Genomic DNA, 23,498 nt, shown 5'->3' with positions numbered 1-23,498 from the left:
ATAAACGATTTAACAATCTAGCGAATAAACTCTTTTTGTATATCCACATTATGCTCTCCTACTTTTGGAGCTGCTTTTCGACTGGTCAAAATTTGGCCATCCAACTGAATCGGACTGCGGGTAGTGGTAATGGTTTTATGCTCGGAATTTTCAATTACTTGTTTCATGGGCATCCCAAAATCAATCGCATCTAATTCCTGATAATTCAATACTTTTCCACACCAAATACCTTTTTCCTGTAAGATTTGCAACCAATGGTCTGTTGTTTTTTGTATCAATCTATCACACAAAAGCGTTCTGATTTCGTCGCGTTTTTCAAACCATAAATGCTTTTCAGAATAGGCTTTCAAATCAACACCAAGCAATTCGCCAATATACATCAAATCGCCCATTGCTAAAGAAAGATAACCATCCTGAGTTTTATAAACCCCATAAGGCGCACTCAGGAAAGCATGAGCGCTTCCGGCAACATCACCTCTTTTTTGTAATTTTCCACCATCATTTAAGTACGAAGTGATTGCTTCAAATTGCACATCCAAAATCGATTCTATCAGAGAAACCTCAACCAAGACACCTTTATTAGTTTTGGCTCTTTTTAACAAAGCGGCCAAAATTCCTTGCGTCAAATGATTGCCGCACATAATATCGGCAGTTGATAAACCAAAGGGAACCGGTCCCTGACTGTCTCTTCCGCTTAGCCAAGTCAAACCAGATAAAGATTGTACCAATAAATCCTGTCCCGGTTTTTTAGCCCATGGTCCTTCATCTCCATAACCCGAAACTACACCGTAAATGATTTTAGGATTGATCGCAATGGCATCGGCGAAAGCCAAACCAATTTTATCCATCACACCCGGTCGAAAATTATGTGTCATCACATCAGCCTTAGTGATCAAACGTTTGACCAACTCTAAATCGTCAGGATTTTTTAAGTCCGCTGCAAAAGAATCTTTATTTCGATTAATGGTATGAAACAACAAACTGCTTTCGTCCACAAATAAATCTTTAATACTCAGCTGACGACAGGCTTCTCCTTTTACGGGTCTTTCAATTTTAATGACGCGCGCACCTAAATCGGCGAGTTTTAATCCTGCCGAAGGTCCCGCCAAAAATTGGCAAAACTCCAATACCACTATGCCTTCTAAAGGTCTCATAGCTATTCGTTTTTTAATGATTTGATATACAAAGCGTCCATCGCTGCCAAAACAGCTTTTTCGTCTCCACCGTTCATTAAATAATCACGCACTACATCACCGGCATGATCCTGAAAATACATGTGCCCGGCATATCTTGGACGCAAGAAAGCTCTTTCTAAAGCAGGCAAAGTATTTTTGAAATAATCGTGGGTGATTCCGTTAATACGTTCACTTTTCCAGGCTTGCAAATGTCCCGGTTGACCACCATTATCAGAAAAAATATTTTGCTGTACCTGAGAAGAACCTGTAAATTCAGCATATTTCAAGGCTTCCGGAAGGTTTTCGCTGAAAGAAGAAACTGCTAATCCGGTTCCGCCTAAAGAACTAATCATCGGTTGATCATTTAATTTAACCAAATCATAAAAATGCAATAAATTTTTGCTGTAGCCAATTCTGGAATAATTTGAATAACCGTAAGCAAACGGGCAATACGCAATTTCGTCTGTATTTACCATAGCTTCATAAACCTGAATCGGATTTCGGTTAAAATTAGCCGGATCCATCAATTGCGCCAGTTCGCGGTGCATTTGCAAGGCTTTAATACCAATTTCTTCGGAAATTACTTTTTCCTGAGATTGAAATGGCGCTTCGCCTAAACTACAGCAATAGGAATAGAAAGTCATTAATGAATCTACCGGAATTCCGGCAAAAGCCACCAATCCTTTTTTGGCCAAAGCCAATAAATCTTCGTAGGTTTCCGGAACTTTCAATCCGTTTTTCTCTAAAATATCCAATCGGGCAGCTGCTACCGGAGTAGCCGCATCGATAGGCAAAGCCCAAAGTTTATTGTGAAAAACATAACTCTCGTATGATTTCCCAACCGTATTTACTTCCTGATCTTTAATATATTCTTCTGAAAAATGATCCGACAATGGCACAATCGTATTGGTAGCCGCACCAAAACCGGTCCACGGATGATCGATTACCAACAAATCAAATCTTTTGGCCAAATCTTCAATCGAAGCATCTGCAAATTCCTGCAAACTTCTTTTTTCCCAACTAATTTCTACATCCGGATACAGCTCCGTAAATCGTTGAGCAGTGGCAACCATCGGCAAAAGCCCTCTTGTATGGTTCCATGTAATCCCTTTCAATTTCTTCATTTTTCGAATTTTCAATTTTTCTATTTTAGAACATAAATTTCCAAGCTTTAAAATTAAGAAAACTAATTAATTCGTTTTTATCTATGTTCAATCTATTTTTTTCATTTACAAAACGATAAGAATTGTAAATTTAACACTATTTAATTTATTTTTCCCGAAACCTTCCTAAACAAAAACTTCCCGACACCCTTTACAATCAAGCAAATGGCATCGGGAAAATTTTATTTTTAGCGAATTTGATTTCTTAAACAGCTACATCCCCACAAAAATGCACCTGAATTCCTAATTCCTGCAAAGCAGCCGCTTTGATTCGGCACAATTTGTTAGCTTCGGCCTCATTTTCGGCATACACCACGTGAATGTGATTCGCTTTATGACGTCCCATCATTTGGTCGCGATTCACCCCTTTTAAAACCGCATTCATAATTGGCCATTGCGGTGTGGTCATGTTCCATCTGCGGTCCAATTCTTCTTTTGGCAAATCAACCGATTCTCCAATTCCCATATCACAATGCAAAGCATCATCCATCACATAAATACGACTCCAAACAATAGCACCCGGTTTGCTCACCCCTTTGACACTTCCACCACCTAATCTGAAATACATTTCAGGCTGTCTCTGGCTGGAAGTTCCCTCATAACCGCCTACAAAATGCTCTGGTGGAGCGGCTCCACTGATTAAGAATACCCAAACAAATCCATCAATAGTTTCATTTTTAAAATATTCCCCATAACGCAAATCATGCAGGGTATTTTCGCCTTTCAAGCCCATAGAACGCCATAAATTATACGTTACCAAAGCATCGATTCCGGCACATTCATCCACTTCATTAAAATGTGGCAACGCTTCTCCGGCAAACAATTCCTTTCCTTCTTCATCATAAACCGGAGGACGGTTTTGATTGTTCAACAAACCTTCCACCAAATCACTGGCAGGAACTAAATCCTTCAACCCTTGCTGGTACTGGATTCCAATCGTATCACAACCAAATTCAGCCGCAATGCGTACTGCAGCAATGTACATTTTGCATTGTAACAACGTTTGGTTTCTGGTTAATTCAGTTGCTTCATCCGTTCCCCAGTCAAATTGCATTCCTTTATCAAGCAACCATGCTAATACCGCTTCAGCTTCTTCATCTTTCACCGTCAGCATTTTAGCGTAGAGCGAAGACTGCGATAATCTTTCTTTGTAAATTCCGGTTGGATGCAACAAATGATCCGGCACAATGGCATTGAACATTCCCATACAACCTTCATCAAAAACCCCCATAATGGCTTTTTCTTTTCGGAATGCTTTCGCAAAATCGACTCCTTTAGCCAATTCTTCCGCAGGAATAAGCGCCTTATCAAAAGCTTTTACATGACTTAAATCCGGTTGAATTGTAGCCGTTTGCATCCAGTTTTTCAGATTCGTTTTGAAAAAATCATCACTAAAATCCACACTCCACAACGTGCTGTATACTACACCTGCCTTAGTTAATGAACCATTTAAATTTAACATTCCTACCAATCCCGGCCATTCGCCACTCCAGTTGGCTACCGTTAAAATTGGTCCCTGATGGGTAATCAAACCTGCCAAGACATGGTGCGAATATTGCCAGACACTTTCGGCAACAATTAGTGGGGCTGTTGGGTCAATATTTTTAAAAACCTGCATTCCCATTTTTTGGCTATCAATAAAACCGTGCTTTTTTTCGGCATCATAAGCGTGCGCTCTGATGATTTTTCCGCCTGCCTCGGCAACTGCTGCAGTTAATAATTGCTCCATTTGGGCTTGTGCTTCCCAACATACCTGATTGGCCGATAAACGCAAATCGCCACTTGCTACTAAGTAAATGTCCATTTTTTTAAAATTATTTATAAGCAATATAACACAAAGACCATTTGTTTTTCCAAATCGTTTTTGTGATTGCTATTGATGATTATTTTTAAAAGCCACCTAAGAAAACATAAATTCTTTACAGGCTTCGTCTCTTTTCAAATTTGCTAAAAAATAAGCTCAGCCCCTTATTATTTATTTGCATGTCTTTATAGGATATTATCATAAAAAATATTGTAATTGTAAAATTTACACTAATTTAGCAAAACAAAACCAAACTTATTGTTTATGAAGCCTTTATTTCACAAAGTACCTACCAGCATCCAAAGTTCGTTTGAAGTACGACACAACCGGGAACCTAATTTTGGGAAGATTTGGCATTACCATCCGGAACTGGAATTACATTATGTTATCAAAGGCGAAGGTGTGCGATTTATTGGCGACAACATCAGTAATTTCGGTTCAGGAGAGCTGATTTTATTGGGCGAAAATTTACCTCACACCTGGCGTTGTCACGAAGAATATTACCAAAACAATAAAGATTTGGATGTAGAAGCCATTGTGATTCAGTTTTTACCCGATTGCCTAGGAAAAGATTTTATACATTTACCGGAATCTTTCCTAATTCCGAAACTCTTTGAAAAGGCTAAAAAAGGCATGATTATCCATGGGGAAACCCGCGAAAAAGTCATGGAACAAATGTTGAAAGCCCCAAATGCCAATCATATTGACAAACTGATTATTTTATTAAATATCTTAAAACATTTATCGGAAACAGAAGAATATACCGAAATTACCGCTTCGCACGCTTTTTACCAATCTAACGAATCCGATTCCATCCGTTTGAACAAAATATGCAGTTATACGCTTTCGAATTATAAAAAGGAAATTACGCTAACCGAAATTGCCGCTTTTAGTAACCTGAGTGTAACCTCTTTTTGTCGCTATTTTAAACTGATGACCAAGAAAACCTATTATGATTTTTTAATCGAAATCCGCATCAGTCACGCCTGCAGATTACTGATTGAAAATAAGATTCCTACTGAGATGATTTGTTTTGAATGTGGTTTTAATAATGTTTCCAATTTTTACCGTCATTTTAAAAAAGTCGCGGGAATTACGCCTATGGAATATAAGAAAAGCTATCTTTCGAATTAGAAGAAAGAGAAAAGAAGCAAGAAAATAGATAATAGAAAATAGACGAAACCGGAATTGTTCTCGCAAAGATTCACAGAGAAAATCACAAAGACACGCTAAGTTATTTTTTAAAATTTCTTTTATTTCTCTAATCTGTGTTCCAAAAAAAATTGAATTCGTTGATACTTTAACCGCAAAGCAAAGAAGGCCTTCGCAAAGATTTATATAGAAACCTGTCAAATCTGTGGAAATCTATGGCTAAAAAATTTTTAACCATATAAGGCATATAAGTTTTTTGTCTTTATAAAGCAACAAAAAAGTTCAGATAAGTTTATTTTCATATATGAAAATCTATGAAATCTGTGAAAATTTGCGGTGAATTTTTACCGCAAAGGAAAGAAGACTTTCGCAAAGATTTATATAGAAATCTGTCAAATCTGTGGAAATCTGTGGCTAAAAAAATTTCAAACACATAAGTCATATAAGTTTTTTATCTTTATAAAGCAACAAAAAAGTTCAGATAAGTTTATTTTCATATATGAAAATCTATGAAATCTGTGGAAATCTGTGGCTAAAAAAATTTCAAACACATAAGTCATATAAGTTTTTTATCTTCCTAAAGCAACAAAGAAGTTCAGATAAGTTTATTTTCATATATGAAAATCTATAAATCTGTGAAAATTTGCGGTGAATTTTTACCGCAAAGGAAAGAAGGCTTTCGCAAAGATTTATATAGAAACCTGTCAAATCTGTGGAAATCTGTGGCTAAAAAATTTTAAACACATAAGTCATATAAGTTTTTTATCTTCCTAAAGCAACAAAGAAGTTCAGATAAGTTTATTTTCATATATGAAAATCTATGAAATCTGTGGAAAAGATTTAAAAATAATTTGTGAATTTGCGGTGAATTTTTACCGCAAAGGAAAGAAGGCTTTCGCAAAGATTTATATAGAAACCTGTCAAATCTGTGGAAATCTGTGGCTAAATATTTTTCAAACATATAAGACATATAAGTTTTTATATCCCCTAAAAGCTTTATAAAAGTTCAGATCAGTTTATTTTCATATATGAAAATTAAAATCTGTGTAATTCTTAAATACAAAGATTGCGAAAAAATAATCTGCGAATTTGCGGTAATTTTTTCAATCTGTGTTCCAAAATAATCTGCGCATCTGCGGTAATTTTCAACGCAAAGATTTTAAAAATAATTAGTGCATTTGTGGCAAAGGGGTAAAAAAAAATTATCAAGCCGTCTGTTTAAAAAACTTCCTGTGGAAATCGTACGGAGCACCAAAATTATGGTCAAAAAAGGCACTCTACATTTTTATACGACGACCAAAAATTGGGAGGAGGGTCATTCTATAAAAACAATCGAACAGACGACTTAATAATCACTAACACTAACCAAAAATATATAAACTAGAATGACAATTCATTCTGGAGAATATCATAATCCTGTTGCAGTTTATCCACTGCATTTTTTACAATTGGAGTAAAATCACCTACCGCTCTACGTGTGAAATTGGAAATTGGTAATCCTCTTTTTTGCAAAGTATATTTAGCCACAATAGGGTACACCTCGTGCATCACTCCCATATTCGACTCTAAAAATTGTTGTACCGCGGCTAATTCATCAGCCTTTGTCGGGTCATTGTAATTATCACAAATCCAAACAATCAGTTCCGGAAAGAAATTCCCCTGAATACAGGACAATCCTGCCGAACCGGCTTTCAAAGATTCGATCGCATGCACCATATAAGCATCATACAAACCAAAATCAGGATTTTTAATCACACTCAGTTTAGCTTTAATCTGATTGATATCCAAACAGGTATCTTTGTGATAAATCACTCTTCCGGTATTGACAAAATCTTCTAACTGGGCTGCCGAAAGCACTCTTTTGTAAGGTACAGGACATTCGTAAAAACCCGTTGGAATTCCCGGTGTTAAATCTAAAAACTGATGCACATTGCTTTCAAATACCGCATCCGAATCATTTTCTTTCGCTAACAATCCCGAAATTAAAATCACAGCATCAATTCCGGTTCCGTAGATTTTTTTACTAAAATCAGCCTGCTCTGCAATCGTTCCTTCAAAAGTTCCGGTGGCCACAATAGGCACCTGTCCGTCCACAATATCCACCACATGTTTCGTTAACTGAATGCGCTCGGCATCCGACAATTCGAACATTTCGCTGGACAAACAATTGGCAAATAATCCCGTAACACCCGATTTTAAATACATTTCCGTTAAAGCCGTCAATGTTTTATAATCAATACTTCCATCATTATGAAACGGAGTCAACATCACTGGAATAAATCCCTTTTTTAACTTATTCATCGTTCTTTCTTTAATCTTTAGAGATTAATGACTAATAAAATAATTAGTCAAACTACCTCTTTATTCTATATTCTTGCTTCTCAAATACTGCTTTCCAACTTTTCTCCTCTAATTCTAGTAATAATAACCCCTGTCAAAAAGATACTTAGCGTTCCTATTACAATAATCATATTGCTATCAAATGGACTTTTTAAATGCGGATAAGTCGCGGCAATTTTATCAGAAAGTGACATCCATAAAATAACCACAATCCCGATGGTGGTCGCAATCATCGCTTCCAGATTTCTAGACTGTCGGCTCAAAATACCCAACAGGAATAAGCCCAACATTCCTCCGGAGAAAATTCCGCTCAACTCCCACCAAATGTCTAACACACTCTTAGTCCCTATAAGCATAATTCCCACACCCATTCCGGCAATACCAAAAATGGCAGTGGCGATATAAAGCATTTTCAAAAATTGTTTTTCTCCTAAATTGGGTTTGAAATATCTTTTATAAATATCAATGCAAAAAACCGTTGCCGTAGCGTTCATTCCCGAACTGATGGTACTCATCGCCGCCGACATGATGGCCGAAATAATCAAACCTACTAATCCGGTTGGAATTTCTTTTACCATAAACATTGGCATCACTTTATCGCCATAATCCGATGGTTTTAAATTTTGAGCCGCCAGTTTTATTTGCGCTGCGGTGCTTCTTAGCGGAAGTCCTTCGGCTGCTGCTTTCAATTTCACACCCTCAATTAACTCCGGATGCAAATGATAATAGGCAAATAAGCAGGAACCAATTACAAAAAACAGCAAGGAAATTGGCACATACATCAACACGCAAATCCATAACGACTTAGCCGCCGCCTGAGGAGTGGCTGCCGCATGGTAACGTTGAACATAATTTTGATCAATACCAAAGTTGTTCAGATTGATAAAAAATCCGTATAACAAAATAACCCAAAAAGTAGCCGATGTAAAATCTAAGGAGAAAGATCCCAGACTAAATTTGCCGTTATCCTGACCTATCTGTACAATTTCGCTCACGCCGCCCGGCACTTTACCGATAATCGTAAACAAAATAAGCAAGGCGCCAAAAGTCAGCAAAATGGCCTGAATCACCTCGGTCCAGATTACCGCTTCGATTCCGCCTAAAACCGTATAAATCACAATACAAATACCGGTTACCAACATAATCGACTGCATGTCGTAACCTGTCAAAGCCTGCAAACTCAACGCAATTCCGAAGAAAATAGAACCCATTCTAGCCAACTGCGTGAAAATAAAACAAAGCACAGCATAAGTCCGGGCCCACAATCCGAAACGTTTTTCCAAATGCGAATAAGCCGAAACTTCCTGTACACTACGGTAAAACGGAATAAACAATTTGTAAGCCACAATGGCCGCAAACGGCATCGATAAACTAAACACAAAAGAATTCCAATTGCTTCCAAAAGCTTTTCCCGGAACTCCTATAAAAGTATTACTGCTTAAGAAAGTAGCGTACAACGACAAACCAATTGCCCAACCCGGAATAGCTCCCGAAGCTTTCGTATATTGTTCTGAACTCTTGTTTTTTCTGGAGAAATAAATCCCAACACCCACCATAGCAACCAAATAGATCACAATAATGGCAATATCTAATAAAGGTAAATTTTTCATTTATTAAAGATGAGATTTTTAATTGAATTTTTGCTCATCAAATAATCATATCGTACAACATATTGATGATTTTACAAAATTATCCGAAAACTACAACGATTTCATATAATATTTTCTCTAACTATTATAGGATATTACCATAGCTAAAGTTTGCAAACCCATTTTAAGCTAACAAACTCCAAAACCCCTTAATAATTAAATAGCAATAACTTAAGATTCCAATAATAGGCATTCCTGAAATCGGGACTACTTTAGTTTTTTTGAAAAGAAAGGTAAAAACAAAGATTTCTTTTTTAAAAAAGAAGTAAAAAACGTTGATTCATGAATTCCAAAAAACGAAACAAACGCTACCAACATTTTGCAATAGCCCTGCTTTTTCTGGCTCCTCTGACACTTTTACCCAAAGGATTTATCGAAACCAGATACAATCTTTTTGAATATCCGGAACTTTTCAGCCTATTCCGATACAGCACACTTTTAGGTGACGGCTGGATGTTGCTGGCGGTATTGGTATTTATTCTGGTGCGTTTGCATTTTTACACCAACCGAAAAAAACTCAAAGAACTCTATTCCTTTATTTTCGCCGCAGCATTAATGAGTTTGACAGTTTGCCTGTTGAAAAACATTATTTTTCATAACGAACTCCGCCCGATAGCCTGCCTTTCGCTTCAAAACGTCCATTGGGACACCACACAATTTAACATTCACTTTAACCGCTTGCATTCCTTTCCGTCCGGACACACCGCAACTTTTGCCTGCATCGGCTTTTTCCTGATGCGTTTTATCAAAAAAACCTTTCACATCCGGTTGCTTTTCATCGGAATCCTGTTTGTGGGTTTTTCCCGAATGTTTCTCTTCCAGCATTTTGTCTTAGACGTTTTCATCGGTTTGTACATCGGACTCTTTTCGGTTGTTACTGCCGATAAAATCACCGCTTTAATTTTAAACAAAAGAAAAAATCCAAAAACTGTTCTGGTTCTCAACAATTCATTATGAAACTGCTTTTTTCAAAAAAACACCACAGCCTTTGGCTGACTATTTTACTTTTTATTCCGTTTATCGCCTTTTTGAATGCCTCGCCTATTTATATTTTGGACGAAGCCAAATTTACCGAAGCCTCCCGCGAAATGTTTGTTTCCAAAAACTTCTGGGTGCCTTATTTCAATGGCGAATTGTTTGTCGATAAACCGCCTTTGCAAAACTATTTCAGCATTTTAGGATTTTATTTATTTGGAGTTAACGAATTTGGTGCCCGATTCTTCTCCGGAATTTTTGGTGTACTCACCGTAATGAGCAGCTACTTATTTGTAAAAGAATTTTCAGGCAGCCGCATCGCCGGAAAAACACTGTTCATCCTGATGAGTTCGTTTTTCTTTTTGCAACAATTCCAACTCGCCGTTCCTGATCCTTACCTTATTTATTTTTGCTCGGCAGCCCTGTTTGCTTTTTACCGTTTTTATGTAAAAAGAAATCCGCGACAACTCTTATATTGCTATTTTTTACTCGGCTTAGGCGTGTTAACCAAAGGTCCCGTTGCCATTGCCCTGCCGGGATTAAGCATCGGTTTGTTTTTAATTTTCAACAAAGAACTCAAAAATGTTTTCTCTTATTATCCCCTACTCGGTTTATTAGGAATTCTGATAGTTGCCGGGCCTTGGTATTGGTGCGTTCACGAACTCACCAATGGTGCCTGGACCGAAGGTTTTTTTGTAGTCAACAATCTGGAACGCTTTTCCGGAGCCATGCAGGGACACGGCGGGCCTTTTATCATCACCTGGGGCTATGTGCTTTTGGGACTTTTTCCGTTTTCCTTTTTTCTGCCGCAGGCGCTAAAAAACGCTTTTAACCAAAAAGAAAATCCGTTATTACTGTTTTCACTGATAATTGGAGCGGTTTTCATTTTGTTTTTCAGTCTTTCGGCAACCAAATTGCCCAATTACACCATGCCCTGCTATCCGTTTTTGGCTATTTTGCTGGCACATTATCTTGAAAACAATTGGTTTACATTGACCAAAGGTGTCAACAAAATCAGTGTTTTAGGCATCGTAATTCTGGCTGTTTTGCTTCCTTTTGGTGCTTATTTCGGATTGCCCCTAGACCCGAATCTCGCTTCCCAACGCAGTCTGGGACTCTGGTTAATTCCTAGCGCTATCGGCAGCCTGATTGGCGGAATTTTATTGTTCAAAGGAAAATTTGTCTATTGGTTTCGCTTCACCGGAGCGAGTTTTCTATTGCTGGCTTTGGTGTTGTTTGGCAAAATTTATCCTTCCTTAAACGAAATCAATCCGGTAAATACGGTAAGCAAGCAAATGGGTAAAAATGCCGAAATGGTAGTCTATAAACGCATGGATTCGGCTTTTCCTTTCAATTTCCAACGCATTTTTCCGGTGGTACAAAACCTTGCCGAACTGAACGCCTACCTCAAAAAACACCCCGATTCTTATGTGCTTTCTAACATCCGAAACCCCAAAGAACTCGACAGCGTAACCACACTCCAATTGGTCTTACAGAAAAAATCGCCTTTTGAATATCATATTACTAAGGTGTATAGAAAAAGAGAAGAAAAATAATTCTCAAAAAAACAGAAGTAGCATTTTTAATATTTTATTCAAAATAGAATTAAAATTAATCCTATTTTAGAAATTATTTTGAAACGAAATTAATTAAATCAATAATGGCTGCGAAAAACCTTTGGTCACGAGAAGAATTAATCCTTGCTTTCAATCTCTATCTAAAAATAGAGTTTGGAAAAACTCATGCTCGTAATCCAGAAATAATAAAACTTGCAAATCTAATAGAAAGAACACCTGCTTCGATAGTAATGCGTTTAGGAAACTTTGCAAGTATAGATCCTTTTCATCAATTACGAGGAGTTGTTGGCTTAAAAAATGGAATGAATCAAGTTCAGCCTATTTGGGATGAATTCTTTCATAATCAAGAAGAATTAATTTTCTTAAGTGAAAAAATCTTAGCAGAAAGAGAAAATTCTACCATAGAAAGCAAGTACCAAAACTTACTTTTTGATTTAAAAGACTTAAAAGGAGAATCCGTAACAAGAGAAGTAAAAACAAGAGTCAATCAATCCGTTTTTAGACAAATGGTTTTAGCCAATTACACCAATAAATGTGCAATTACAGGTATTGATATTCCCGAACTGTTATTAGCTAGTCATATAATTCCTTGGTCAAAAAATGAAGAGCATCGCTTAAATCCTGAAAATGGAATCTGCCTTTCTGCTTTATATGACAAAGCATTTGACAAAGGAATTATAGGAATCGATAAAAATCATACTGTGCTTTTATCAAGTTCTTTAAAAAAGAAAAAGGACACAACTTTCTTCAAAAACCATTTTGCTCCAATTGAAAACCTAAAAATAACAGAAGCTGTAAAATATTTGCCAAAATTGGAATTTTTAGAATTTCATCTTGATACTATCTTTGATAAATAGATTACACTAAAACAGAAATTCTTCCCTTCTCAATCTTTTTCCCTACCTTTAAAAAAGTTTAATTTTTTGATTATGAAAAGCTATTCGTTATTCTTATTCTCTTTTATTATCCTGAGTTGTCAAGCGCAATTGAAAACTAATGATGCGATTCCGCTTCAGGAGGATGCCAAAAACTATACCTTAGAAACCGTTGCAGGTGGCATTAACAATCCCTGGGGAATGGTTTTTTTGCCCGATGCTTCGATGTTGGTTACAGAGAAATCAGGGATTTTATATCATGTTAGCAATGGCGTAAAAACCGAAGTGCAAAATGTTCCGGCAGTTTATACCCGCGGTCAGGCTGGTTTGATGGATATTCAACTGCATCCGGATTATGCTAAAAACGGCTGGATTTATATTTCCTATGCTTCACTGGAAGGCGAAGGGGAAGCCGGTGGTGCCAACACCGAAATTATCCGAGCCAAACTGGAAAACGATAGTTTAACTAACATTGAAAAGATTTACAAAGCGACACCCAACTCTAAAAGATCCATCCATTTTGGTTCGCGAATTACCTTTGACGATAAAGGCTATTTATTCTTTTCCATTGGTAGCCGCGGTTTTGAAGATGAAAATCCGCAGGATCTTAGCCGTGACGGAGGGAAAATCTATCGTCTGAATGATGACGGAACGGTACCAAAAGACAATCCGTTTGTGGGTCAGGCCAATGCCAAAGAAGCCGCATTTACTTATGGACACCGCAATCCGCAGGGACTGATTAAAAATCCTTTTACGGGTGACATTTGGGAACACGAACACGGCCCTCAGGGTGGTGACGAAATCAATATCATCAAAAAAGGCGCTAATTACGGCTGGCCCATCATCACTTACGGCATCAATTATGACAACAATATCATTACCAATGAAACGCAGCGTCCGGGCATGGAACAACCTCTTTATTACTGGGCACCTTCTATCGCTCCCAGCGGAATGGCTTTTGTAAGCAGTGACAAATATCCGGATTGGAAAGGGGATTTATTAGTAGGTTCGCTCAAATTTCAGTATTTGGAATTGGTAAAACTGGACGGAAATAAGGTCATTGGAAGACAAAAATTAGCCTCCGGAATGGGGCGTTTACGCAATGTGGTTCAGGGGCCTGATGGCTATATTTACATTGGTGTGGAAGGCAAAGGAATTCTAAAAATTATACCCAACTAAATTACCGTAACTTAGCGTTTACCAGCTTTAAAAAACAACCGCAGATTCGCAGATATTTTATATTAATCTGGGGTAAAAACTGAAACAGTGCTTCAATAAATTAAACCTAATCAAATTAAAATGCTATTTACTAAAATAAATATTGGTCTAAGCCTAATCCTTTTGAGTAGTTTGTATTTTTCAAACCCAACAACTATCACTTCAAATACAAAAACAAATTACATTGCTATAACCGAACCGCAACAGCCAACGCCTTTACAAAAAAGCATCGCCAACGGAAAAGAACTGTATACCGAATTGTGTATCCAATGCCATATGGCCAACGGTAAAGGAAACGGAACGACTTTTCCGCCTTTGGACGGTTCCGACTGGCTAAAAAAGAAAAGAACCGAGAGTATTCATGCGGTTAAATACGGTCAAAAAGGAGAAATTGTGGTCAATGGTAAAAAATTCAACAACATGATGCCGGCACCGGGTTTAAGCAATGAAGAAATTGCTGATGTAATGAATTATGTGATGAATTCCTGGAGTAATAAAACTAAAAAAATAGTTACGGCGAAGGAAGTTGCTTTATTGAAACCTTAATTTTCTTTTTTGCTTGATCAAAAAAGAAACAAAAAAATCAAGTCTTACGCTTCCTCGTCGGTCAAATTAGTTTTCGAATGCTAAAAGAAAAGAACTCGCTGCGCTCAAACAGCTTTTCTTTTTACGCATTCTTCAAACATTTGACGCTCGACTGCGAAAGCTAAGGACAGTTTCCCCCCTTACACAATTAAATTAATTAAGTATTGCGTTTAAATCTCTTAACTTCTTAATGATTTATTCTTTTGAATTAGCTTCTAAAAAAGTTAATCCTGAAATAACAAGGCTTTTAATGGAGCATCTTTGCTGTACACATCATCGTAAAAATGCAGCACACCATAGTCATCTACCCAGGCGGTAAAATAACCAATGTGGATTGGGATTTCGTTAGCTAAGGGATAATAGATTTCGGTATCTCCCTGCATGGCTTCATCCACACAGGCAGCTGGCCAGTCGGGATTGTCTTTCAGGATTAGATGCGCCAATTCCTGTGATTTCTCCAAATTGATACATCCGTGGCTGTACGCCCGATATTCCAAGCCAAACAACATTTTGGAAGGTGTATCGTGCAAATAAATATCTTCCGGATTTGGAAAAACAAATTTCACTAAACCCATCGCGTTTTTAGGACCAGGTTTTTGACGGATATTGCCGTTATTCCATTCCATTTCATGCGCTTCGAGATAATTTTTATCCTTTTTCATAGCCGCCATAATTTCATTTTCGATAATACTTTTAGGCACATACCAATACGGACTAAACACAATCGCATTGACACAACGGCTGAAAATAACCGTTTGCATGATATCCTGTCCCACGACCACTTTAGATCTTAAAATTTCCTGAGCATTTTTAATATAATACAATTCAAAAGCAGGAATATTTACCATCAGATATTCACAGCTATTAGTCAATTCCGGATCAACCCATCGACAGCGTTCCATGTTCAACGCTATTTTTTGAATATAATCCTGAATGGGTAAATTCAATTGTTTAATTTGCTGAGGAGTTATAAAATAATTAGGATAATAACCCATTCGTTTTTTATAATGCAAAACCGCATTCATTAAATCGTGGTCATATAGTTCGCTTTTAGAATCTTCTTTCAAATAGCCGAAAATATACAGCCGATGCCGGATTTGGCTTATCGTTTTACAACTGTCATAGGGTTTATAATTTTGTATCGTCGAATCGTATTCAATCGTATTCCACTCCCCGTTTTTTTCTATTTCACGGTATTTTTTTAAGGCTGAACGCAATTTGTAATATTGGGCAAATTGGTATTTTTCGGTATAATCCAACAACTTGGGATTCTTCAATAACGCATCCAGAAATTCATTATAATTCAGTTCTTTTCCCTGTAAAAACCATCCCATTTTTTGCAACTGAATTCTATCAAAATCGTCAAAGACATTTTGCACATAATACACGTACAAAACAGAAAGCATGATTTCAGTTTCATCATAAGAAAGCAAAGGCGAAGCAGAATTGGAATCAAAAATGCCATCGATAATGTTCTGATAATCGATACAACTTTCAACTGCTTCCTCAGTTAAGGAATTAGTTTTAGCATACAACAGTGGAGCAAGTGGTACCAATTGGCAATCTGTATCAAACCAGATGGAATGAAACTTTCTGTTCGCATACAAACTGGAAACCTTAGCTTCATATGGCTGTAAATTGACATACTTTTTAAAAAAACCTTTTAGAAGTTGTTTATTAATAACAACTGTCGAATTAGACTCTTGCTGTTTTTGGAGAGATGAAGCAATACTAACAGCAATATTATTACTAGTCTTTTTCAAATTAACAGAAAAAGATTGGAATGAAAAACCTGTTAAAAGAATTATAATGAACAACGTAATTTTCCTCATAGTTTCATCCTTTTACATAAAGATAAAACAATTATTTTTGAAAAAAATCAACTAGTTAACACATTTCGTTTTAAAAACTCAAAAAATAAAGTCTTTTTAAAGAAAATACTTAACGTATTTTTTGTTTCATAAAAGAAATCAGGGTTATTAAAATATTCTTTTTTTTCTCCCACAGCATACGAATTAAATGAAGAAGTCGTTACTTAAAAACTTACATTTGTCGTAAATACTAACGCTTTCTTTTTTATGAAAAAATATACTCCGGCTATTCTGATTTTCCCTTGCCTGTTTTTCCTTTTTACCAATTGCAATCAAAAAAAATCCAATACGAAAGAAGACATTGTTCGGGATAGTATTATTGTAAAAAAAGACAGCGTTAAAAAAGAAACGGTTTTAAGTCTTGATACGATAGATTACAATAAACGAATGCAGGCCTTGGCTAACAAAGACACTACCGGAAGATGGCCGGTAAAAGCTCCGTATCCATTACCAGGAGCATTGTTGCCTTACAACCGAATCATTGCTTATTACGGCAATTTATATTCGAAACGAATGGGCGTTTTAGGCGAATATCCAAAAGAGGAAATGATTGAAAAATTACAAGCCGAAGTAGCCCGATGGAAAGCTGCCGATTCTACCGTAAATACGATTCCTGCTTTTCACTATATCGCGGTTTCGGCTCAGGGAGCTCCGGGCGCAGCCAATCGTTACAATATGCGCATGCCGTTTAAACAAATTGACACGCTTTTAAATTGGGCAAAACCAATTAATGCGCTGGTATTTTTAGACGTTCAAATAGGACACAGCACGGTGAAAGAAGAAGTAAGCCAACTGACAGATTATCTGGCTTTGCCGAATGTACATTTAGGAATTGACCCTGAATTTTCGATGAAAACGGGGCATACTCCGGGTAAAAAAATCGGCACCATGTCAGCCGATGATATCAATGATGCGATTGCTATTTTGGCAAAAATTGTTCGCGAAAAGAAATTAGCGCCAAAAGTTTTGGTCGTACACCGTTTTACACAAGGAATGGTTACTAACTACAAAGCCATTAAAACTGTTCCGGAAGTCCAAATTGTGATGGACATGGACGGTTTTGGCAGTCAGGTTCTCAAACGCTCTACTTATTTAAGATACATTTACAGAGAGCCGGTTCAGTTTACCGGATTTAAATTGTTTTACAAAAACGACAACTGGAACGACTGGAAAATATACACTCCGGAACAATTATTACAGTTTTCGCCAAAACCAATTTACATTCAATACCAATAATTTACAGTTAATTTCAAATGAAAATACAGGGATTCCTCGGAGCTATGGCTTTATTTCTAATGCTTGGCTGCCAACAAAAAACAACAACTCCTGATAGTATGAAAACAGCAATTCCGGAAGAAGAAAAGGATACTGTTGCTATTTTGAAAGAACCCCAAAAAGAAATTACAAATGATGCGGCAGCTATTTTAGCCCGTAAGGAAGTGCCCATTTTGTGCTATCATAACATCAAAGATTTTTCGGCTTCTGCCGGGGAAATGACCAAAACCTATACCGTAAAACCAGCCGCTTTTGCCGAACAGATGAAAGCCTTATCCGATGCGGGTTACCACAGTATTTTACCGGATCAATTGTACGATTATCTGCTGCACAACAAACCTTTACCGGAAAAACCGGTGATGATTACTTTTGACGACACCCGTGGCGAACAATACAGCATTGGCGCAGCCGAAATGAAAAAATACAACTTTAAAGGGGTTTTCTTTGTCATGACGGTTTCCATCAACCGCCCGAATTATTTAAGCGAAGCTGAGATTAAAGAACTATCCGATTCCGGAAATGCGATAGCTGCTCACACCTGGGACCATCACATGGTAACTAAATATTCGGGTGAAGACTGGAACACCCAATTAGTAAAACCTAAAGCCAAACTGGAAGCAATCATTGGCAAACCTATTAACTACTTTGCTTATCCTTTTGGATTATGGAACGCAGCAGCGATTCCTGAAATCAAAAAAAGCGGCTACAACATGGCTTTTATCCTTTCAACCAAAAGAGATTCTCTTAATCCGTTATTTACCGTACGACGCATGATTGTATCCGGCAACTGGACTACGGAACGCATGATGCAATCCATCGAAGGGACTTTTAAAAATGCTAAATAATTATTTCTGGATTTTAAAAAAACAAAGCACCAATTTCACGGATTACACCGATTTTCATAAAACAGGTGGGAATCAGTTCTATTCGTTGTTGAGAATTTTGAAAAAAATTTAGTTTTAAAAGACTAATTCTCAAAAAACATATCGCCAAAAAAAGAATACAACATTAATTACGTTATTCGTAACAAAATTAAAATTACATATCTTAAAAATTATTAAATTAGCCTAAATGCTGAATTATTTTTAATCAAATTAAGTTTTTGTTAATTTTTCAATAATTGAAGATGGTAAATTTAACACCAAAATTAGGCCCAAAAGGATGGGACGAAATGTTTTCCAAAGATGGCGTCAGGGATGCTTACTAACAGGTATTGCACACTTTAGAGAGTTTAAATCTTGATAAACTGAATGTAAAACAAAAACAGGCTTCTGATATTTTTATGAATCAAGGGATTACATTTACGGTTTATAGTGATAATAATCAGGGAATTGAACGCATATTTCCGTTTGACATCATTCCCCGAATCATTACCAAAAACGAATGGATTGAAGTCGAAACCGGAATTGCGCAACGATTAAAAGCCTTAAACTTATTTCTGGAAGACATTTACAACGAACAGCAAATTATAGAAGAAGGCATCATTCCGGCTTCGTTAATTGCTTCCTGTCCGCATTACATTCCGGAAGTGCACGGTATCAAAGTGCCACACGACATTCATGTACACATTGCCGGAATAGATTTAATACGAGGAGAAAAAGGCGAATTTTATGTACTGGAAGACAACCTCAGGTGTCCCAGCGGCGTAAGTTATATGCTGGAAAACAGGGAAATTACCAAACGAATATTTCCGGAAATGTTCCGTGCTAATAATGTAAGTCTGGTGGCCAACTATCCGATGCTTTTCCACAATATTTTAGTTTCGCTTTCGCCAAGAAGCATCTCTAATCCAAATGTGGTTTTACTAACACCGGGCGTCTATAATTCGGCTTATTACGAACATACTTTTTTAGCCCGACAAATGGGAATTCCGCTGGTAGAAGGACGGGATTTGGTCGTCAATAATCACAAAGTCTATATGAAAACTACCTCCGGATTGCAACAGGTAGATGTGATTTACCGCCGTTTAGACGATGAATATCTGGATCCTTTGGTTTTCAAACCCGACAGTGCTCTGGGCGTTCCCGGACTCATCAGCGCTTACAAGATGGGTAATGTAGCCTTAGTAAATGCCGTAGGAAACGGAGTAGCCGATGACAAAGCCATTTATGCTTATGTGCCGCAAATGATTAAATATTACCTGAACGAAGAACCTATTTTGAAAAATGTTCCCACTTATCAAATGGAAAATCCGGAAGAACGGGAATTGGTTTTTGCCGATATGGGAAATATGGTTATCAAAGAAACCAATCAGAGTGGCGGCTACGGAATGATTATGGGCAATAAAGCAACCGATGAAGAACTGGAAAAAGCCAAAATTGCCATTTTAAATAATCCGCGAAATTTTATTGCGCAGCCTATCATTCAGTTAAGCACCGTTCCCTGTTACATTGATGGCGAATTGAAACTCCGTCATGTGGATTTGCGTCCTTATGCTTTATGTGGCCCAAATGGCATACAAACGGTTCCCGGCGGACTCACCCGTGTGGCGCTTACCGAAGGTTCTCTGGTGGTGAATTCTTCTCAGGGTGGCGGCAGTAAGGACACCTGGATTATGAAATAAATAGTTGCCAACTTAAAAAAAGAAACAATGGAAGTAAATATGCTCAGTCGTGTAGCCGACGGGATGTTCTGGCTTAACCGATACATGGAAAGAACCGACGGAATGTTGCTTACGCTCAACACGCTTTACATCATGTCATTTGATCAGGAAACCAATGATTATCAGGGATACAAACCTTTACTGAAATATTATACCGATTTACCACCTGAATACATCGCCGAATTTCAGCATGACTCTAATTTTGTTCTGAAATATATCATTTGCGATCATAAAAACATCAATTCGATGCGCAATCTGATTACTAAAGCAAGGGAAAATGCAAGAGGTTCGCAGGATAAAATTACCAAAGAACTTTGGGAACACATCAATTCGATGTATCATTTTATCAATGATCCCGAATTGCCTCATAAACTGGAAACACCGGAAGCCGTGAGTATTTTGGCCAAACTCAAAAATGACTTTCTGCTTTACAACGGTATTTTCCACGTCACCATGCCCAGAGGACTTGGTTGGTGTTTTTCAAGTATTGGTAAACATATCGAAAGATGCTTACAAACCATCTCAATGACTCAATCCTATTATGCCCCGATTGAATATAACTTAGAAGGAAAAGAAGATTTAATTTACTGGCGAAAACTGTTGTTATCCCCTTCCGGATACGAATTATACCTTAAAAGCTACAGCAATATTCCGCACAACCGAAAGGTTATTCAGCACGTAATTTTCAATCCTGATTTTGCGCATTCGGTAATTTTTACGTTGGGATTAATCGACACTTATTTGGATTGCGTTTTTAAAAACAACAACCTGATCGAAGCCCGAACCATGCGCAATCAGTTTGGAAGATTAAAAAGTTATATCGAATACACCGATTACCATCATTTAACCAATTTACAATTAGAACATGTTTTGAAAAATACCAAAGAACAATTGAATCAGTTTTCAATGGACTTTTCTAAATTATTCTTTTCATATACCTGATAAATATGGCCGTTTTTAATATCATTCATATTACCAAATACAAATACAATTTCCCCATTAAAGAGAGCATCAACGAAATCCGCTTGTTTCCTCACAACTTTAAAAATCAGGATGTGTTGCAATACCAGCTCATGATTAGCCAAAATCCTAATGTGGCTTACACCAATGATTATCACGGCAATCGGGTGGGGAATTTCAATACGCTGGAAGCCCATACCGAGATGACTATCGAATCCCGAATGCTGGTACGGGTGAATCATTCGTTGAAAATTCCGGAAATTGACACCACCAAAGTAGAAAATTTAAACCTGCACAACGACATTTATTTATTGCGGCTGTGTTATCCGGAAACCATTGAGAAACAAAGCGAAATTGAGGCTATTTTAAAAGAGCTTGACTATGAAAATAAATCCATAATCGACCTCGCTTTTGATTGCAGCCAATACATTTACAATAACTTTACTTATACCAAAGGAATTACGAATATCGAAACTACGGTAGATGAAATTTTAGGGCATCGAAAAGGCGTTTGCCAGGATTTTGCCCATGTGCTTTTACAGCTTTTAAGAACAGCCGGTATTCCGTCAAGGTACGTAAGCGGCTATATTTGTCCAAATGAAAGCGGTTTGCGCGGAGAAGGTGCCACGCATGCCTGGGTTGAAATTTATACACCAAAACAAGGCTGGCTGGGCATTGATCCCACTAATAATATCTGGACAATGGACAATCATGTTAAATTGTCGGTAGGAATGAATTTTAACGATTGTACTCCTGTGAAAGGAACCTTCAAAGGATTTTCAAAACAAACGCTTTCTGTTTGTGTTTCCATTGGTTATGAAGACGGTCGCCATTTTGAAGGAATTAATGATGTGGAATTGGAAAAAAATTCTGTTGAATTCCAACAACAACTGGATTATGCCGAGCAACAGCAGCAGTAATCCAAACGCATAAAAAAAGCGAATCTGGAAAATCCCGATTCGCTTTTTACTTTTATTTTGTCTGTCTTAATTGGCCAACCAACCCTGAGGATTCATATAAGTTGTATTTTGCAGAATTAAAAACTTAATCACTGTTTTACCTGTATCCCCATTCGTTCTGATGCGACCTAAATTTTGTTTAATACTTACTTTATCTCCTTTACTCACCGAAACCGAACTCAGGTTTTGATAAATACTAAAATAATCCCCGTGCTGAATCATCACCGCTTTATTTACCGGAGATAAAACCATTACACTAGCGACTTCTCCGCCAAAAACCGCTCTTGCATTAGCACCATCAGTTGTTGTGATTTCCACTCCACTATTATGAACTACCAGAGTGTTATAAATTGGGTGCGGCTGATCTCCGTAACCTAAGGAAACAAATCCTCTTTCTACCGGCCATGGCAATTTCCCTCTGTTGGCTCTAAAATTATCTGCAATTAACTTGTCATCCGGAGTCAACTCAATTCTGGAAGAAGAAACCGAAGCTTTAGGAATGTTTACTTTGGCACTCTCTTTAGAAGATTTATCTCCCGAAGCGGCGGCAGCGGCAGCAGCTCTGGCACGTTCGGCAGCAGCTTTTCGGTTGGCCTCAGCAATGGCTTCGCGAATCAAACGATTAATCTGGGCATCGATGGTTTTAGATTCTCTTTGTTTTTTTCGAATTTCAGAAACAATACGGTTTTTGTCTTTTTTAATCGAATTCACCAATTTTTCCTGTTCTTCTTTCTCTTTTACAAGCGATTGCCTTTCCTTTTCGTTTTCGGCAATTAATTTTTGCTTGGCAGCCTTTTGTACTTTTAATTTCTCGTTATACGAAACCAACTCCTTCGATTTGGCATTGATTTCCTCTCCCTGTGATTTCCTGAAACTGGTATATTGCTTTAAATACTGCACGCGTTTGTAAGCCTGCAAAAAATTCTCCGAAGAAAGAATAAACATCGCCCTACTTTGCTCGGAACGGCTTTTGTATGAATTGACAATTTTCTTAGCGTAATCTTCTTTTAACACCTTCAATTCTCTATTTAGCTTATTAATTTTAAGCTGATTACGATACATATCGTCGGCTAAAAGTCGCTTTTGTTTTTCGGTAGTATTAATCAAATTTTCTTTAAGCTTGATTTTGTTTTTTTGAATCAAAAAAACATTCATAGCCGATTTTTCCTTTGACTTGACACTTCTCAGCATCTTTTCGTTGTCTCTGATCTCTCGTTGAATCTGAGCTTTGCGTTGTTCTAATTTTTCTTGTTGCGATTGACTCCACATCACTGAAGTCAGACATACAAATAACAGGCTAAGGAAATATTTTGGCATC

18 protein-coding genes are annotated in these 23,498 nt (G+C 37.3%); 11 read left to right on the top strand and 7 right to left on the bottom strand.

The annotated features are described in order from the left end of the window. Nucleotides 1-17 precede the first annotated feature (17 nt). From B6A10_RS00695 to B6A10_RS00685, 3 genes are all read right to left on the bottom strand, one after another. Nucleotides 18-1,154, bottom strand: coding sequence for a CaiB/BaiF CoA transferase family protein (locus B6A10_RS00695; RefSeq protein ID WP_188219315.1), 1,137 nt, complete (start codon nucleotides 1,152-1,154; stop codon nucleotides 18-20). Between the two features lie 2 nt (nucleotides 1,155-1,156). Beyond that, entirely contained in the window at nucleotides 1,157-2,299 is a 1,143-nt protein-coding gene (locus B6A10_RS00690; RefSeq protein ID WP_188219314.1) for an ABC transporter substrate-binding protein, read from the bottom strand. Between the two features lie 244 nt (nucleotides 2,300-2,543). After that, a complete protein-coding gene (locus tag B6A10_RS00685; RefSeq protein WP_188219313.1) occupies nucleotides 2,544-4,142 on the bottom strand; it encodes a fucose isomerase in 1,599 nt (532 codons plus the stop codon). Between the two features lie 264 nt (nucleotides 4,143-4,406). Here B6A10_RS00685 and B6A10_RS00680 point away from each other — a divergent pair, with 264 nt between their 5' ends. Continuing rightward, a complete protein-coding gene (locus B6A10_RS00680; protein WP_055091655.1) occupies nucleotides 4,407-5,276 on the top strand; it encodes an AraC family transcriptional regulator in 870 nt (289 codons plus the stop codon). Nucleotides 5,277-6,674: 1,398 nt separating this feature from the next. Here the strand turns inward: B6A10_RS00680 and B6A10_RS00675 are convergent. Together B6A10_RS00675 and B6A10_RS00670 are read right to left on the bottom strand one after the other, a co-directional pair. Beyond that, nucleotides 6,675-7,595 carry a dihydrodipicolinate synthase family protein gene (locus B6A10_RS00675; RefSeq protein ID WP_188219312.1) on the bottom strand — a complete coding sequence of 307 codons (921 nt, stop codon included), beginning with the start codon at nucleotides 7,593-7,595 and terminating at the stop codon, nucleotides 6,675-6,677. A gap of 80 nt (nucleotides 7,596-7,675) precedes the next feature. Next, entirely contained in the window at nucleotides 7,676-9,244 is a 1,569-nt protein-coding gene (locus B6A10_RS00670; protein WP_188219311.1) for a sodium:solute symporter, read from the bottom strand. Between the two features lie 321 nt (nucleotides 9,245-9,565). Here B6A10_RS00670 and B6A10_RS00665 point away from each other — a divergent pair, with 321 nt between their 5' ends. The 5 genes from B6A10_RS00665 to B6A10_RS00645 all read left to right on the top strand — a co-directional run bounded on the left by B6A10_RS00665 (nucleotide 9,566) and on the right by B6A10_RS00645 (nucleotide 14,474). Beyond that, nucleotides 9,566-10,240 (top strand): phosphatase PAP2 family protein, encoded by a 675-nt coding sequence (locus B6A10_RS00665; RefSeq protein WP_188219310.1) that lies wholly within the window; start codon nucleotides 9,566-9,568, stop codon nucleotides 10,238-10,240. Then, the gene (locus B6A10_RS00660) at nucleotides 10,237-11,814 is read left to right on the top strand and encodes an ArnT family glycosyltransferase (RefSeq protein ID WP_188219309.1); all 1,578 of its coding nucleotides are present in this window, start codon (nucleotides 10,237-10,239) and stop codon (nucleotides 11,812-11,814) included. Before B6A10_RS00665 ends, B6A10_RS00660 begins: the two co-directional genes overlap by 4 nt. Nucleotides 11,815-11,918: 104 nt before the next feature. Continuing rightward, entirely contained in the window at nucleotides 11,919-12,692 is a 774-nt protein-coding gene (locus tag B6A10_RS00655) for an HNH endonuclease (RefSeq protein ID WP_188219308.1), read from the top strand. Between the two features lie 72 nt (nucleotides 12,693-12,764). Then, a complete protein-coding gene (locus B6A10_RS00650; RefSeq protein ID WP_188219307.1) occupies nucleotides 12,765-13,889 on the top strand; it encodes a PQQ-dependent sugar dehydrogenase in 1,125 nt (374 codons plus the stop codon). A 120-nt stretch (nucleotides 13,890-14,009) separates the two neighbouring features. Beyond that, nucleotides 14,010-14,474, top strand: a complete 465-nt coding sequence (locus tag B6A10_RS00645; RefSeq protein ID WP_188219306.1) for a c-type cytochrome — start codon at nucleotides 14,010-14,012, stop codon at nucleotides 14,472-14,474. 263 nt (nucleotides 14,475-14,737) lie between these two features. Here B6A10_RS00645 and B6A10_RS00640 read toward each other — a convergent pair whose 3' ends face one another. Next, on the bottom strand, nucleotides 14,738-16,345 hold the full coding sequence (locus B6A10_RS00640) for a L,D-transpeptidase family protein (protein WP_188219305.1): 1,608 nt from the start codon (nucleotides 16,343-16,345) through the stop codon (nucleotides 14,738-14,740). 246 nt (nucleotides 16,346-16,591) lie between these two features. On the opposite strand from B6A10_RS00640, the gene B6A10_RS00635 reads away from it, so the two are divergent. From B6A10_RS00635 to B6A10_RS00615, 5 genes are all read left to right on the top strand, one after another. Next, nucleotides 16,592-17,620, top strand: a complete 1,029-nt coding sequence (locus B6A10_RS00635) for a hypothetical protein (RefSeq protein WP_188219304.1) — start codon at nucleotides 16,592-16,594, stop codon at nucleotides 17,618-17,620. Nucleotides 17,621-17,637: 17 nt separating this feature from the next. Then, entirely contained in the window at nucleotides 17,638-18,504 is an 867-nt protein-coding gene (locus B6A10_RS00630; protein WP_238929343.1) for a polysaccharide deacetylase family protein, read from the top strand. Nucleotides 18,505-18,872: 368 nt separating this feature from the next. Next, nucleotides 18,873-20,222, top strand: coding sequence for a circularly permuted type 2 ATP-grasp protein (locus B6A10_RS00625; protein WP_317171987.1), 1,350 nt, complete (start codon nucleotides 18,873-18,875; stop codon nucleotides 20,220-20,222). A gap of 27 nt (nucleotides 20,223-20,249) precedes the next feature. Beyond that, complete coding sequence (locus B6A10_RS00620; protein ID WP_188219303.1) at nucleotides 20,250-21,203, top strand: alpha-E domain-containing protein; 954 nt, start codon at nucleotides 20,250-20,252, stop codon at nucleotides 21,201-21,203. 5 nt (nucleotides 21,204-21,208) lie between these two features. Beyond that, nucleotides 21,209-22,141 carry a transglutaminase family protein gene (locus B6A10_RS00615; protein ID WP_188219302.1) on the top strand — a complete coding sequence of 311 codons (933 nt, stop codon included), beginning with the start codon at nucleotides 21,209-21,211 and terminating at the stop codon, nucleotides 22,139-22,141. 66 nt (nucleotides 22,142-22,207) lie between these two features. On the opposite strand, the gene B6A10_RS00610 is transcribed toward B6A10_RS00615, so the two are convergent. Next, the gene (locus B6A10_RS00610) at nucleotides 22,208-23,497 is read right to left on the bottom strand and encodes a murein hydrolase activator EnvC family protein (protein ID WP_188219301.1); all 1,290 of its coding nucleotides are present in this window, start codon (nucleotides 23,495-23,497) and stop codon (nucleotides 22,208-22,210) included. Between the last annotated feature and the right edge of the window lies 1 nt (nucleotide 23,498).

Source organism: Flavobacterium pokkalii, from assembly GCF_014596575.1.
In the GTDB taxonomy this organism is placed as follows: Bacteria; Bacteroidota; Bacteroidia; order Flavobacteriales; family Flavobacteriaceae; genus Flavobacterium; species Flavobacterium pokkalii.
The sequence above is the reverse complement of the archived record's forward strand: the minus strand, read 5'-3'. Positions and strand labels throughout refer to the sequence as shown.

Bases quoted from the DNA above. Each gene is read 5' to 3' on its own strand.
- B6A10_RS00675 (WP_188219312.1), bottom strand. From the start codon at position 7,595: ATGAATAAGTTAAAAAAGGGATTTATTCCAGTGATGTTGACTCCGTTT.
- B6A10_RS00630 (WP_238929343.1), top strand. From the start codon at position 17,638: ATGAAAATACAGGGATTCCTCGGAGCTATGGCTTTATTTCTAATGCTT.
- B6A10_RS00685 (WP_188219313.1), bottom strand. From the start codon at position 4,142: ATGGACATTTACTTAGTAGCAAGTGGCGATTTGCGTTTATCGGCCAAT.
- B6A10_RS00635 (WP_188219304.1), top strand. From the start codon at position 16,592: ATGAAAAAATATACTCCGGCTATTCTGATTTTCCCTTGCCTGTTTTTC.
- B6A10_RS00690 (WP_188219314.1), bottom strand. From the start codon at position 2,299: ATGAAGAAATTGAAAGGGATTACATGGAACCATACAAGAGGGCTTTTG.
- B6A10_RS00645 (WP_188219306.1), top strand. From the start codon at position 14,010: ATGCTATTTACTAAAATAAATATTGGTCTAAGCCTAATCCTTTTGAGT.
- B6A10_RS00655 (WP_188219308.1), top strand. From the start codon at position 11,919: ATGGCTGCGAAAAACCTTTGGTCACGAGAAGAATTAATCCTTGCTTTC.
- B6A10_RS00615 (WP_188219302.1), top strand. From the start codon at position 21,209: ATGGCCGTTTTTAATATCATTCATATTACCAAATACAAATACAATTTC.
- B6A10_RS00610 (WP_188219301.1), bottom strand. From the start codon at position 23,497: ATGCCAAAATATTTCCTTAGCCTGTTATTTGTATGTCTGACTTCAGTG.
- B6A10_RS00680 (WP_055091655.1), top strand. From the start codon at position 4,407: ATGAAGCCTTTATTTCACAAAGTACCTACCAGCATCCAAAGTTCGTTT.
- B6A10_RS00670 (WP_188219311.1), bottom strand. From the start codon at position 9,244: ATGAAAAATTTACCTTTATTAGATATTGCCATTATTGTGATCTATTTG.
- B6A10_RS00650 (WP_188219307.1), top strand. From the start codon at position 12,765: ATGAAAAGCTATTCGTTATTCTTATTCTCTTTTATTATCCTGAGTTGT.
- B6A10_RS00640 (WP_188219305.1), bottom strand. From the start codon at position 16,345: ATGAGGAAAATTACGTTGTTCATTATAATTCTTTTAACAGGTTTTTCA.
- B6A10_RS00660 (WP_188219309.1), top strand. From the start codon at position 10,237: ATGAAACTGCTTTTTTCAAAAAAACACCACAGCCTTTGGCTGACTATT.
- B6A10_RS00665 (WP_188219310.1), top strand. From the start codon at position 9,566: ATGAATTCCAAAAAACGAAACAAACGCTACCAACATTTTGCAATAGCC.
- B6A10_RS00620 (WP_188219303.1), top strand. From the start codon at position 20,250: ATGGAAGTAAATATGCTCAGTCGTGTAGCCGACGGGATGTTCTGGCTT.
- B6A10_RS00695 (WP_188219315.1), bottom strand. From the start codon at position 1,154: ATGAGACCTTTAGAAGGCATAGTGGTATTGGAGTTTTGCCAATTTTTG.